Origin of the sequence: Flavobacterium piscis, assembly GCF_001686925.1 — a bacterium.
Lineage (GTDB): Bacteria > Bacteroidota > Bacteroidia > Flavobacteriales > Flavobacteriaceae > Flavobacterium > Flavobacterium piscis.
Genome location: NZ_LVEN01000027.1, coordinates 934,505 through 947,317, shown reverse-complemented (window position 1 = coordinate 947,317; position 12,813 = coordinate 934,505). Strand labels below are relative to the sequence as shown.

Below are 12,813 nucleotides of genomic sequence, written 5' to 3'. Positions count from 1 at the left end.
TTAAAACTTTGCGGTACATTACGTAAGGAAAATCAATAAGTACTATATATTGACCAGAATCACTTAGAAAAATCACATTTAATATGAGAAGAAATCTACACAAACAAAACATATTCAATGTTTTATATACATTTCTTATTGTAGTAACAATCTCTTGTAATAATCAAAACAAATCAAATCAGATTCAAACAATTGAAAATAAAACTGATTCTATAAGATTAAAATACACCTCCGGAATTCGTTCCATATTAGAAGATAGCAAAGGAAATATCTGGTTTGGCAGTTACAACGAAGGAGTGAGTTTGCTTCATAATGGGAAACTCCAATATTTTACCACAAAAAACGGATTAAGTCATAATCAGGTCAGGAATATTTATGAAGATAAGAATGGCATTATCTGGTTTGAATGTGGCAAAGGATTAAGCACGTACGACGGGCACAAAATGACCATTTACAAAGAACGAAATTATAATTCAAAAGAGGAATGGAAAATAAACGACACTGACCTTTGGTTTAAAGGTGATGCAATAGAATCCTACAATAAACTTGAAGGTAATCCGGGCGTGTATCAGTATGACGGGAAACAACTTTCGTATCGCACACTGCCCGTTACAACAAAAGCGGGACACGAGAATCATTATTCAATTTCAACAAATTTTGTGAGAAGTAAAAACGGAACGCTGTGGTTTGGGACTTTTGGTGCTGTGATTGGGTATAATGGCTCAGATTTTAAATTAATAGATGATGCCTCTTTAGAGCTAAATGATCAAACAGGACATTTGCATGCCCGCAGCATAATGGCAGACAGCAAGGGAAATCTTTGGATAGGTAATAATGGAATTGGTGTCTTGAAATATGACGGAAAAAAAGTAATCAATTTCACCAAGCAGCAAAAACTGATCAAGGAGGAAACCAAAGGCAATTCTCTTGAGAAAGTTTTTTCTATTGGAGAGGATAAACTAGGGAATATTTGGTTTGGGACTGTAGGATCTGGTGTATGGAGATACGATGGTAAGTCTGTGAAAAATTTCAGTAAAGAGGATGGAGTAGAGAGCAACCATATTTGGGTTGTATATAAAAGCAAAAAAGGCGAATTGTGGCTTGGAGGAGCAAGCCCGAGTGGTGTATATCGATTCAATGGTGTTTCTTTTAAAAGAAAGTTTTAAATGGTTAATGATAGATAAATTTAAATCTGCTAAGATTTTCAATTACATTTTACCAAGTTCAAGTTGTTTCATTCTGCCAACTTCTTTTTCGTTTTCATAGCTTTCTTCAGAATATTCCTTATAGCCCCATTTACCATTTGTACGGTTCTAAAAATAAAAAATAACTCTTTATAAATTATTCAGAATTTATGTCTAAGCTAGTATAAATAAGCTAATAAATAGCTTTTAGGAATAACAAAAAACTCCTTAAATAAGTAAGAAGTTTTTTGATCTGATTTCTACTTTGTAATACATTTATGTCTTTTCTGTTTTTGGTAATTCCCTCCAGGAATAACTTTTATGTACTATTTTCCAATTCCTCTGATATTTAAGGATTAAAAAATAATCGGTAAAAATTCGCTGATTCGGTATTACGATTTCTGCTTTTGCTATTGCAGTATCTTTTTCAATATCAATAGAAACAATGCTTCCAATTCTGTTTGTCTTTTCTCCAGTTTTTATATTAGAAATATATTGTTCTCCTGAACGTATCCATAAAGTATCTTTTGCCACAGTGTATAAATTAAAATTAGGATCAAAAGCTTTGCGTAACCTTTCGGGTTGCCCGTTTGCCGTTCCTTCAATATAGTCGAGTAATATTTCTGTAATTTGTTCTAAATCGCTTAAAGCAAAAGTATTAGTGCTTTTAGAATTAGAATTTAAAATTTTGATCACCTCATTTGCCACATTTACACCAGAACTTGGATTTTGCCCGGTTACAAACCTTCCGTCAACAATATAAAATGCATCTCCACCTTGATCAGAATACACAAATTTCCCCTCATTACGTGTAATTTCTTTGTCTATCGAGAACGGAAATGCTTTATAATATTCGGCTTCTTTATTTTCGAAAAGATCGGGATATCCTGTAATTTTTTTTCCTGCGTATAGCGAATTTTTCTTTTCATCCTTCAAATTGATAATTCCGGCAGTTCCGTGGCAAATTGCAGCAATAACACCGTTTTTGCTGTAAATACTTTTTGCGATTTTCTGAATCGTAAGGTCATCTGCAACCCCGAACATTGCGGCACCACCGCCGCTATAAAAAATCGCCGAATAGTCTTCGGTTATGATTTCAGCGGGTTTCTTAGTACGCTCCAATTTATCCATAAACCAACCGTCGTACAAATATTTTTTTTGCAAAGGATCTGATGTATTAATATAACCAACAGGGATAGCACCACCTTTAGGACTTATAAAATCAACTGTATATCCGGCTTTTGTAAATATATCGTACGGAATGACAATTTCTTCGAAATGATTCGCCGTTGGAATTTTAGTGTTTCCATAAAAATCCTGATTGGAGGTTACAAACAAGATCTTATTTTGCGCATTTGTAACTACAGGCTGTAAACCTGCAAGAACAAGTAATACGATTATTATTTTATTCATTTACTGAAAAATTATAAGGTTTTGAATTGAAGAAACAGGTAAGTATTATTTTGCTTTAGCGACTGTTGCCTCTACGGTTTTATGAGGTGTTCTGGCCGAAATTTTATCTACAATTAGCCAACCCTGATTGGTTTTCATGAAATGAAAGTAATCTGTAAATAATAGTGTTGCAGTACTGATTTCTACTTTTGCAACGGCCACATTGTTTGTTATATCGACAAATACAGTTCGAGCCGACCAATTCTTGGGTCTGTCGTGTTTTTGGAAGCCAGTAATATATTTCGATTTAGTTACAACATTCACTTTATCATCAGCAAAATATTTTAATTGCCAGGTATCATGAAATGACGAACCTACTTTGATGGAATCTCCCGTAGCTTGCCCTTCTAAATATAGATTGATTGTTTTTTCGATCAAAGCCAGGTCGTTTGTAGTGTCACTTACCTGAGCATTTACAGTAAAAGATAAAAGAATAACGGAAATAAACAAAAACACTTTTCTCATTTTTAAAATTTTAAGTTATTAATAATGAGAACAAACTTCAGGTATATGAATCTTTTAAAGGTTTTAATTTATAAATTAGAACTCTGATTTTATAATATCAAACTCATTTAAAGTAAGTTTTTTGATATTCTGCAGGGGTTAAGCCAGTTGTTTTTTTAAATGCAGTAAAAAAGGCCGATTTCGAATTAAAACCACTATCGTAACCTAAATTTTCGATCGTATAATTCGTTTCGGTTTCTAATAACTTTTTTGCTTTGTCTATTCTGTATTCTTTTATAAGGCTGGAGAAGGATTTGCCTAATACTTCATTCACATATTGAGAAAGAATATGCTTGGTTAATTTTAGTTCTTTTGCGGCTTCTTCTAGACTAAAATTAGGATTAAGAAATAGTTCTTTTTCAACTATTACTGATAGTTTTTGACCTATTAGATTCAATGTTTCCTTGTCAATTACCTTGTTTTTGTATTTCTCTTTTTCATTAAAAAAAGTCGATTCGCTATTTGTTTTAAAAACTAAAAGCAAAACAATTAAATACAAAACAAACGTAAAGGATAGAGCTCCAACAATGTAAGAAGTATAGGCTGCCATACTATAAGCTAACCATATAAATGCAACGCCAAAATAAATACTAAGAAACCATATATCTATTCTTTTTAAGGTTTCTTTTTCTTTGATTTTTAGAAAAATAGAGCGAAGGTATTTTAAGGACAAAATAATATAAATGAACCATTGTGAATATATGGCGCATACAATCCATTTACTCCAAATTGCCCGATGCTCAACATAAGGATAAAAAATCCCTAAAATGGTGATTACTAATAAATAGTACACGACATGTTTGGTCCAGTTTAATTTTTCAACTTTATATGATTTTAGATATAAAAAAAGAAACGGGCCAATCAGAACGCAGGCAGAAAGTCCAATTTGAATAAAAATATTAGACAAATGCGGATTAAAATAAAAAAAAATCGATTTAACGATTCTGACACTTAAAACCAGTAGGAGTAAGGATAAAAAATAGTTGGTAAAATTTTTCTTTTTAGCATTAATAGCAAAATAGATCGAAAGTATAAAACCATTAAAAGCTCCTAAAGCACTAAAAAAGAAAAGCAACTGGTTTGACTCTATCATTATTTTGTTTAATTAATTTTTCTATTGATCTAATTAAAATCCGGATAAACGTAAGGCGAATATAAGATTTTTTTTCACTACGTTTTCTTTACTTTTTTTGATTGAATTTGAAATAGCTTTTCAGCATTATTCAATTAAAATACATTTAGAATAGAAGTTTCAGAATATTTTTTCTGCATATTATTAAATAACACTCTTTTAAGAAAAGTAAATAAGCTCTCCAATTTTTATTTATCCTTTTACGGAATGATTGTGTAACAAATTAAGCAAAAGACTACATATATCATATCAGTAAAACAAAATAACTAATAAAACTTAAAATATGAATGTATTACAATGGCTCTTTTTTATTTTTATCATGCAGATTATTCACGGATTATCTACCTGGAAACTGTATGCAAAAGCCGGCAGAAAGCCTTTAGAAGCCTTTATACCCATTTATAATTTAGTAATTTTAATGAAAATTATAAATCGTCCGCGTTGGTGGGTTTTCTTGCTTTTTGTTCCTATCATCAATCTCCTGATGATTCCTTTAATCTGGATAGAAACTATTAAAAGTTTTGGAAAAAACTCGACACTCGATATTGTATTGGTTTTGCTAACCTTAGGATTCTATATTACTTTTTTAAACTATACTGCTGAAAAATTAACTTATATTGAGAACAGGGATTTACAGCCTAAAACAAATACCGAAGATACCATTGGCTCTCTTTTGTTTGCTATTATTGTAGCCACACTGGTTCATACCTATATTATACAACCCTTTACGATTCCGTCTTCATCATTAGAAAAAACATTGTATACGGGAGATTTTTTGTTTGTTAGTAAAATTAATTTTGGTGCCAGAACTCCTATGACGACTGTAGCATTGCCTATGGTTCATGATTCTATTCCGCTTACGGGTTTAAAATCATATTTGTTTAATGATGATTTTACAAAAAAAGAAACATCATTATTAAACAAGCTTCAATTACCTTATTTTAGATTTCCTGCTTTAGAAAAGATCAAACGCAATGAGATTGTAGTTTTTAATCAGCCTGCAGATACACTGCGTGATATGGACAACTTCAAACCGGACAGAAACTATTACAAACCAATTGATAAAAAAACAAACTTAGTAAAACGATGTATTGGAATACCTGGCGATTCTCTGGAAATTCGGGATGGAAACATTTATATCAATGGTAAATTAGATCAATTGCCACAAAGTGCAAAAGCACAATATAATTTTCTTGTAGATACAAAAGGGCAAACTATTAGTCAGGACGCTCTTTTGCATAGATATGGCGCTCGAGAAGGTATGAAATACGAAAATGGAGATTATGCACTTACAAATACGGGGGAATATTTCCTGACCTTAACAGATAAGGAAGCGGCAGCAATAGCCAATAATCCCATTGTAAAGGAAGTTAAAAAACATTTAACACCTAAGGGAGAAGATGGAGGCGTTTTTCCTCATATTGCATCATTGGGTTGGAATATAGATAATTTTGGTCCTATTTATATTCCCCAGAAAGGAAAAACTATAAAATTAGATCTTAAAACGCTTCCTTTTTACAAGCGAATTATACAGGAATATGAAAAAAACACACTGAAAGTTCATGGCAATGATATTGTTATAAACGGAAAAGTAAGTACGACATATACCTTTAAACAAGATTATTACTGGATGATGGGAGATAATCGCCAAAATTCTTTAGATGCCAGATTTTGGGGTTTTGTTCCTTTTGATCATGTTATAGGCAAACCTGTATTTATCTGGTTTAGTTGGGACAAAGACGGCAAAGGCATTAACAAAGTACGATGGAATCGTGTTTTCTCTGTAGTAAACGGAGACAGTGAACCTCAATCATATTTGATTCATTTTCTATTGGTATTAGCTCTTTATATTGGGGTGAATAAACTAATAAAAAGAAAACAAAAAGCATAGCTTGATTATATGCGTTATAGAATAATCATATAAAAACCAGCAATTTATTCGAAACAAATCTAAATTATAAAACTCCAAAATCGTAATGACTTTGGAGTTTTTTATTGAAATAAATCTTCAAAACTAGTTATAGATTTCTTGATTTAATTTCTTTATTCAATAAACTTAAATTGATCAACATGGGAATAAAAGTTATGGGTAAAATAAAAATCGGGATAAATGTGGCGATAGATACGTTTTTAAGCCCTTTTACGCTTAAAATATAGACTATAATGCCAATGGCTAATAAAAAAATAACGCCAAAACCTATCGAGACACCTTTGAATAAATCTCTTTTTTTTATTAATTTTTCGTTTGTTAATTCTTCGTAAATATTTTTTTTCATAGGTTGGTTTGGTTAATTTATTATGGAAATTTTGATTGGTCTTTTTGTTGGTTTTTTATTTAAAACTCTGTTATATTCTATATAACAACAGTAGTTCAATTTATTAAATACTATTTATACAATAAAGAGCTTTCTTTTTGGCTAATATAATAATTTTTTTTTGGATTAGTTTGGGGACTTATTTTGAATTTGAGACGAAATTTTTTCTGGACTTCTTTTCGATTTTGTGCATAAATGTGATTCAAAAAAAGCAATATTTATTTCAAAATGTTGTTTAGGAAGATCTGAATATTTTATAAATTTTATTGATGAAGATTGACTGAAGAAAAATGCGTTTTTATCGAAAGAAAAATAGGGGTTCTGTTTTAGTGAAGAATGTTTATCTTTACTATGAAAACTCCCAAAATAAAAATTAAGATACTTATTATCAACTTATTCTTAATCGTTAATTTATAGTACTTACTTATTGTATCAACATATAATTTTAAAACCTATTAGAGATGGCATTTGATCATTATATACAGATAGAAAGGGTTGAAAAACTTACAAAAAAAGAATTTATAGATAATTATTACAAGCCGCAAAAGCCTGTAATTATTACCAAACAAATAGAAGACTGGCCAGCTTTTACTAAATGGAATTTGGAATTTATCCGAAAAGTTGCCGGAGACAAAAAAGTACCTTTATACGATAATCGTAAAACCGATTATACTAAAAAAGTCAATGAACCGGATTTTACAATGACGATGTCTGAATATATTGATATTCTGGAGAAAGGTCCAACTAATCTTCGTATCTTTTTATACAATCTCATGAAAGATGTTCCGTCTCTAAAGTCAGACATGCACTGGCCGCGTTTGGGTATAAGATTGCTCAAAAGCATGCCGCTTGTCTTTTTTGGTGGTCAGGATGCCAAAGTATTCATGCATTATGATATTGATTTTCCTAATATTTTTCATGTCCATTTTGATGGTCAAAAACAATGTGTTCTGGTCGATCCTAAAGAAACAAAATACATGTACCGACTACCATATTCATGGTTATGTAATGAGGACATTGATTTTGACAATCCAGATTTTGAACGTTTTCCGGCACTCAAAAAAGTGAAACCTTACATCACCAATCTTAATCATGGCGAAATGCTTTATATGCCAGAAGGCTGGTGGCATTATATGAAATACCTAACACCTGGTTTTTCGCTTAGCCTGCGCGCTCTTCCCGGAAGACCTTCGAATTTATGGAAAGGTTTTGCTAACGTTGCCATCATTCGATATTACGACAACTGGATGCGAAAAAGAAAAGGCCAGGAATGGCTGGATTACAAAGATGCCGAATCTATTCGCAGAACAAACGCTGCATTAGAAGCGCAAGAATAAGTCTTAAAATAAAGAATGTCAAATATTTAAAAATATAAAACTTCATTATTTCTAATGGAGTTTTATGTTTTAAAAACGTTTATTTCGCTACTCTTATTAATGATTTTGGTGGTTAACAGTATTATGCATAGACATTAAAAAAAGCCAAGCTTTCAAAAAATGATTATTTTGAAGGCTTGGCTTAATTCGTTTGTTATCTGTAAAAAGTATCGAGTTTATTAGTATCAAGGATAAATCATAAGGAAAACAAAAGCAAACAAGTTTACCAAAAGCACTACACCATAAACTATATTCGATTTTCCTTTGCTCAGCGACAACATTACGGTAAACACCGATAAAGCCAGCAGAACGATAGATTTTATATCAAGTCCCAGTATAATTGGCATATCCATCATGATGCAAACTACTGCAACGCTGGGAATAGTTAAACCAATACTTGCCAAAGCAGAACCTAAAGCTAAATTGATACTGGTTTGAAGCCTGTTTTTTCTTGCAGCAATAATCGCAGCAATCGCCTCAGGAAGTAAAATTATCGCGGCAATCACAACTCCAACCAAAGTTTTTGGAAGGTGATAACTTACAATAATACTTTCGATAGTAGGAGATAATGTTTTTGCGAGTAAAACCACAATACCCAAACTTACGATCAGAAAAACAAGGCTGGTATAAAAAGTTTTATTATCAATTGCTATTGGCTCGACTACATCTTCGTTTTCGTCATCACCAACAGTTAGAAAATATTGCCTGTATCTGCTAGTCTGTGCAAACAGAAAAGAGCCATAAATAACAAGACATGCAATCGAAGCAAAAACAAGTTGTGGTAATGAATAATAAGATCCTTTTACACTTTCAGTAAAAGTAGGGAAAACGAGTGTAAATACGATAATCGAAACCAGTGAAACCAAACCAATAGTCACTGAAGAGACCGAAAAATTTTGTTCGTAATGTTTTAGTCCGCCAATTAAAAGGCAAAGGCCGATAATTCCATTTAAAATAAGCATTGTAGCAGCATAAACTGTATCTCGGGCTAAAGAAGCTGCTTCAGTTCCTTCTGATAACATTAGCGATACAATAATCGAAACTTCGATAACGGTTATAGATATGGCCAAAATAATGGTTCCGTAAGGTTCTCCAACTCTTTCTGCTATTACTTCTGAATGATGTACGGCCGACATAACGCTAAGGATAAGCAATATACTGGCAATAACCTGAAAAATGCTGCTGTTGTCTATGAGTCCGCTAAAAAAAAGAATCCAGGCAAGTGCCGGAATCATGATGGTCCACTGAAGTAATCTTTTCATATATAAATGTTTTCTGCCAATAATTTTTAATGTAAAAAATGACATTTTAATTTCCTGTAATATAGGGCTTTTTACCGCAAGTACCAAAAACACTGGGACGTGTTCTTGAAAAACCGGCCTATAATAGTGGGAACTTTAGCTTCTGGAAGTCTTTTTTTCTAAAAATATGCAGTGCCATTTTTTTACAAAAACACAAATTTATAAACATGAAAAACATTTACTTTTTTATATTTTTCTATTCTTAAATAGCTTTAGTATATCTGGCCAAACTAAAAATAAAATCACTGATTCTCTTTTGCGTGAAATGACGGATTCTATTTTCAGTAAACACTATCCTGCTGTTCACTTCAGGATTCCCGCTCTTCTTTTAAATCAATAACAAGTTTACTGGTTGGAATTGCTATTCACAAAGGATTCATAAAAAATGTAAACCAATAAAAGTAAAATTGGATCTCTGAACCAGATTATTATGATTATTATCTGCGTCGCAAAACATTGAAAAATAAAGATATAGCGAAAAATATACTCTTTACATCCGGAAATGGAGGTCAGTATACTTTATAGTCGAAGATTTAAATTTGACAGTTGTTTTGAGCAAGGAAACTACAGATCTTTTAAAGCCAAACTGGTTCCCAAAGTTCTATTTTATTGCCCTCTGCGTCCATAATATGTACAAATTTGCCGTAATCGTATGTTGCAATTTCATCAAGGACAGTTACACCGTTTTCTTTGAGCTGATTTACAAGGCCTTCAATATTCTGAACGCGATAATTAATCATAAAATCTTTTTTAGAAGGTGAGAAATAGTCATCTCCTTTTTTGAAAGGACTCCATTGCAGAGAAGTAACTTCTTCAGGTTTGTCAACATTTCTCGATTCAAAAGTCGAACCCCAGTCATTGACATCAAATCCTAAATTTTTAGCATACCATTCACGAGTTTCTTTCGGATTTTCTGTAAAAAAGAAAATACCGCCAATTCCTGTTACTTTTGGTATTATGTTTTCTTTTTGATTTTTTTGATCTTCCATGTTATTATTAATAGATTATTTTTTAATTGTTAACCCCAAGTATTATCATAAATCTGATATCGTATGTATTCTAATTTCCTGTTATTAAATTCTAAAATTTTAATTAAGTCCATATCTGTAAAATATTCCAAATAAATAAAATCATCAACCGCTAACTTTCTAAAATTATAATTATCCATGAAAATGAATTTATCTTTTTTTTCAATTTCAGAAAATATTCTAATAACATTATGACTTGTAGCATCAGAATCATTTTGATTGGTAATTAATTTCTCCAGAACTTTAAAAGAACCTACTATTTTCTTTTGTTTATATAAATTTTTCTTCCATTTTATATTGCGCTCGTAGCCTTTAATTAGTGCATAAGTTAGGAGACCTAAAAAAACAATTTCTAATAAAATGAAGCTGTCAAAAAATGAGCTTTCAGTTGGGATCCCTTCTGAAAAATTTAAATAATAAAATCCATAAGACAAAAACAGCAGAATAATTATCCACAAAATACTATATCTGTCGTACTCCTTAATTCTTTCTTTCAGAAATAATATATCGTTTTCTGTTAATTCAAGCTGTTCCAAAAATTCAGTATTTTACAATTCTTTCGTCAATCTATCTAACTCTTTTAACAGCGTTGGAAATCTAAATTCCCCCGCCATACTCGCTATTTTATCAAAAGCTTTATCCAACTCAATTCCAATAGCAGTAATATACAATGGCTTTTTGCTATCGCCTCTAACTAAAGCTCTTTTGAGTTCTTCTATGGCTGCAAAATTTGTTTTTGCGACACCAATAATTGGGATTTTACTATTGAGTTTTTCGTATAAGCGGCCTCCCAAGCCGTATTTTTTTTCATCGTCTAAATACACAAAACCATCTACAATAATGGCTTCAATATTCGTTAAGTCAATTTTATCTAATAAACTGACAATACAAGGCAATTCTCTTTTATAAAATTCTCCCGGAATATATTCTTCGGCATTTTCAATGATTTCGGTGTGAATTTTAAAATTTTTACTTTCATTCCACTCTTCAAATTCAAGGCAGACTGTTTTTGCTTTTCCGTCATAATAATACGTATCAAAGGCTAATATCATTTTTTTAATTTGGTTTACATTATGGTTTTAATCGATTATACACGCAACGATCCGCGAAAACCTCTGGCTGCATAATATGAATCAGCTCCGTTGTGATACACAAAAACAGTATTGTATCGAAAGTCCGAAAATAATGCACCGTCTAACTTCCTGATATCAGAAGGAGTTGCAATCCAGCTCGAAGTTTTAGTGTCAAATTTACCCAGTTTCTGAAGTTCTTTGTATTCTTCTTCGTTAAGTATTTTAATTCCCATTTCTTCTGCCATATTTAGTGCACTGTCTTTGGGCTTGTTTTCTTTTCTTTTTTCTAAAGCTTCATGATCATAACATATACTTCTGCGGCCTTTAGGACTTTCTGCAGAACAATCATAAAAAACATATTCATCTGTATTTTCATCATAAGCAATAACATCCGGTTCACCTTCGGTTCTTTCCATTTCATCCAAAGACCATAATTTATCGGGATTGGCTTTCAGTTTTACGACTACTTTATTCCAATGTATACCGTTATGGCGTTGCATATTTTTTTCAAAACGCGCTTCTAAAACGCTAAGCAATTCTTCTTGCTGATCTATAGATAATTTATTTTTCATAACTTTTATTTTTATGATTGAACCGAAACAATTTTTCTTTCTAAAGGTCTGAAATACCATGACACAATCGTTAGTATAAGTAACAATATTGGCCCAAAAAGAGCAATAGGAGCATCTCCACAGGCTAAATGAGAAAAAATAGCCCCAGACATTACAAAAAAGAATCCTGCGTAAGCCCATTCTTTAAGTAAAGTAAATTTAGGAATTAATACCGCGAATACGCCTAATATTTTCCAAATTCCAATAATTGTTAAAAAATAGATCGGATACCCTAAATGATCCATCATTTCTACTTCTTCTTTCATTTTTATTAATTGTACTACGCCGGTTGATGTCATTCCCAATGCAAGCCAAAGAGTTGCAATCCAGTAAATGATTTTATTTCTTTTTGTCATGATCTTTTATTTTAATTTGCTTACGATATCTTGTAACCTGTTATGTGCCATATTAATGCCCTGCGCAAACGGCAGTTTTAGCATCTGGTCACGTAGATCAACTGATTTATAAATTACATGCATAGTCAATGTACTTGTTTCTTCAGAAATTGATTCAAAATCTAAAAATTCAAGCTGAGGGGCAAAAGGAGATTTCTCCATTTCAAATGTTCGTATAATTCTCACGTTTTGGCTATATTCATGAATTACACCATTTGCCTTAAATACCACGTTGCCATGAGGATCACTTGTCTCAAATTCATAACCTCCATATTTTTTGTTTTCGAGTTTAAGCACTTTTGTACTCATCCACTGTGCTACAATTTCAGGCTCGGTATAAGCTTTAAAAAGTAATTCTACCGGAAGATCAAACTCTCGGGTAATGACAAGATCCTGTTGACCCTCTTTGGCGCTAATTTTTGTTTTTAATTCCATAAGCCGT

The 12,813-nt window shown here is 31.8% G+C and carries 14 protein-coding genes; 3 read left to right on the top strand and 11 right to left on the bottom strand.

Annotation, left to right across the window (positions count from 1 at the left end):
* Positions 1–83 precede the first annotated feature (83 nt).
* On the top strand, positions 84–1,166 hold the full coding sequence (locus tag FLP_RS14520) for a ligand-binding sensor domain-containing protein (RefSeq protein WP_065450192.1): 1,083 nt from the start codon (positions 84–86) through the stop codon (positions 1,164–1,166).
* Between the two features lie 294 nt (positions 1,167–1,460).
* Here FLP_RS14520 and FLP_RS25165 read toward each other — a convergent pair whose 3' ends face one another.
* The 3 genes from FLP_RS25165 to FLP_RS14505 form a co-directional block, all read right to left on the bottom strand.
* On the bottom strand, positions 1,461–2,597 hold the full coding sequence (locus FLP_RS25165; protein ID WP_083195878.1) for a nuclear transport factor 2 family protein: 1,137 nt from the start codon (positions 2,595–2,597) through the stop codon (positions 1,461–1,463).
* Between the two features lie 45 nt (positions 2,598–2,642).
* Positions 2,643–3,101: a nuclear transport factor 2 family protein gene (locus FLP_RS14510; RefSeq protein ID WP_065450191.1), complete on the bottom strand. Its 459-nt coding sequence runs from the start codon at positions 3,099–3,101 to the stop codon at positions 2,643–2,645.
* A gap of 103 nt (positions 3,102–3,204) precedes the next feature.
* The gene (locus FLP_RS14505) at positions 3,205–4,233 is read right to left on the bottom strand and encodes a helix-turn-helix domain-containing protein (protein WP_065450190.1); all 1,029 of its coding nucleotides are present in this window, start codon (positions 4,231–4,233) and stop codon (positions 3,205–3,207) included.
* 322 nt (positions 4,234–4,555) lie between these two features.
* Between FLP_RS14505 and lepB the strand changes: the two genes are divergently transcribed.
* Entirely contained in the window at positions 4,556–6,163 is a 1,608-nt protein-coding gene (gene lepB / locus FLP_RS14500; RefSeq protein WP_065450189.1) for a signal peptidase I, read from the top strand.
* A 127-nt stretch (positions 6,164–6,290) separates the two neighbouring features.
* Here lepB and FLP_RS14495 read toward each other — a convergent pair whose 3' ends face one another.
* A complete protein-coding gene (locus tag FLP_RS14495) occupies positions 6,291–6,548 on the bottom strand; it encodes a hypothetical protein (protein WP_065450188.1) in 258 nt (85 codons plus the stop codon).
* A 500-nt stretch (positions 6,549–7,048) separates the two neighbouring features.
* Between FLP_RS14495 and FLP_RS14490 the strand changes: the two genes are divergently transcribed.
* Entirely contained in the window at positions 7,049–7,924 is an 876-nt protein-coding gene (locus tag FLP_RS14490) for a cupin-like domain-containing protein (protein WP_065450187.1), read from the top strand.
* Positions 7,925–8,148: 224 nt separating this feature from the next.
* On the opposite strand, the gene FLP_RS14485 is transcribed toward FLP_RS14490, so the two are convergent.
* From FLP_RS14485 to FLP_RS14455, 7 genes are all read right to left on the bottom strand, one after another.
* Complete coding sequence (locus FLP_RS14485; RefSeq protein ID WP_065450308.1) at positions 8,149–9,225, bottom strand: calcium:cation antiporter; 1,077 nt, start codon at positions 9,223–9,225, stop codon at positions 8,149–8,151.
* Between the two features lie 614 nt (positions 9,226–9,839).
* A complete protein-coding gene (locus tag FLP_RS14480; protein WP_065450186.1) occupies positions 9,840–10,253 on the bottom strand; it encodes a VOC family protein in 414 nt (137 codons plus the stop codon).
* Between the two features lie 29 nt (positions 10,254–10,282).
* Positions 10,283–10,828 carry a hypothetical protein gene (locus FLP_RS14475; protein ID WP_065450185.1) on the bottom strand — a complete coding sequence of 182 codons (546 nt, stop codon included), beginning with the start codon at positions 10,826–10,828 and terminating at the stop codon, positions 10,283–10,285.
* Positions 10,829–10,840: 12 nt separating this feature from the next.
* The gene (locus tag FLP_RS14470; RefSeq protein WP_065450184.1) at positions 10,841–11,344 is read right to left on the bottom strand and encodes an endonuclease V; all 504 of its coding nucleotides are present in this window, start codon (positions 11,342–11,344) and stop codon (positions 10,841–10,843) included.
* 35 nt (positions 11,345–11,379) lie between these two features.
* Positions 11,380–11,937 carry a DUF4256 domain-containing protein gene (locus tag FLP_RS14465; protein ID WP_089477449.1) on the bottom strand — a complete coding sequence of 186 codons (558 nt, stop codon included), beginning with the start codon at positions 11,935–11,937 and terminating at the stop codon, positions 11,380–11,382.
* Positions 11,938–11,948: 11 nt separating this feature from the next.
* Positions 11,949–12,332, bottom strand: a complete 384-nt coding sequence (locus tag FLP_RS14460; protein WP_065450183.1) for a DoxX family protein — start codon at positions 12,330–12,332, stop codon at positions 11,949–11,951.
* Between the two features lie 6 nt (positions 12,333–12,338).
* Positions 12,339–12,806, bottom strand: a complete 468-nt coding sequence (locus FLP_RS14455) for an SRPBCC domain-containing protein (protein ID WP_065450182.1) — start codon at positions 12,804–12,806, stop codon at positions 12,339–12,341.
* Between the last annotated feature and the right edge of the window lie 7 nt (positions 12,807–12,813).

What these genes read in the sequence shown, in the direction of transcription:
- FLP_RS14520 (WP_065450192.1), top strand. Translation starts at nt 84, where the DNA reads ATGAGAAGAAATCTACACAAACAAAACATATTCAATGTTTTATATACA.
- FLP_RS25165 (WP_083195878.1), bottom strand. Translation starts at nt 2,597, where the DNA reads ATGAATAAAATAATAATCGTATTACTTGTTCTTGCAGGTTTACAGCCT.
- FLP_RS14510 (WP_065450191.1), bottom strand. Translation starts at nt 3,101, where the DNA reads ATGAGAAAAGTGTTTTTGTTTATTTCCGTTATTCTTTTATCTTTTACT.
- FLP_RS14505 (WP_065450190.1), bottom strand. Translation starts at nt 4,233, where the DNA reads ATGATAGAGTCAAACCAGTTGCTTTTCTTTTTTAGTGCTTTAGGAGCT.
- lepB (WP_065450189.1), top strand. Translation starts at nt 4,556, where the DNA reads ATGAATGTATTACAATGGCTCTTTTTTATTTTTATCATGCAGATTATT.
- FLP_RS14495 (WP_065450188.1), bottom strand. Translation starts at nt 6,548, where the DNA reads ATGAAAAAAAATATTTACGAAGAATTAACAAACGAAAAATTAATAAAA.
- FLP_RS14490 (WP_065450187.1), top strand. Translation starts at nt 7,049, where the DNA reads ATGGCATTTGATCATTATATACAGATAGAAAGGGTTGAAAAACTTACA.
- FLP_RS14485 (WP_065450308.1), bottom strand. Translation starts at nt 9,225, where the DNA reads ATGAAAAGATTACTTCAGTGGACCATCATGATTCCGGCACTTGCCTGG.
- FLP_RS14480 (WP_065450186.1), bottom strand. Translation starts at nt 10,253, where the DNA reads ATGGAAGATCAAAAAAATCAAAAAGAAAACATAATACCAAAAGTAACA.
- FLP_RS14470 (WP_065450184.1), bottom strand. Translation starts at nt 11,344, where the DNA reads ATGATATTAGCCTTTGATACGTATTATTATGACGGAAAAGCAAAAACA.
- FLP_RS14465 (WP_089477449.1), bottom strand. Translation starts at nt 11,937, where the DNA reads ATGAAAAATAAATTATCTATAGATCAGCAAGAAGAATTGCTTAGCGTT.
- FLP_RS14460 (WP_065450183.1), bottom strand. Translation starts at nt 12,332, where the DNA reads ATGACAAAAAGAAATAAAATCATTTACTGGATTGCAACTCTTTGGCTT.
- FLP_RS14455 (WP_065450182.1), bottom strand. Translation starts at nt 12,806, where the DNA reads ATGGAATTAAAAACAAAAATTAGCGCCAAAGAGGGTCAACAGGATCTT.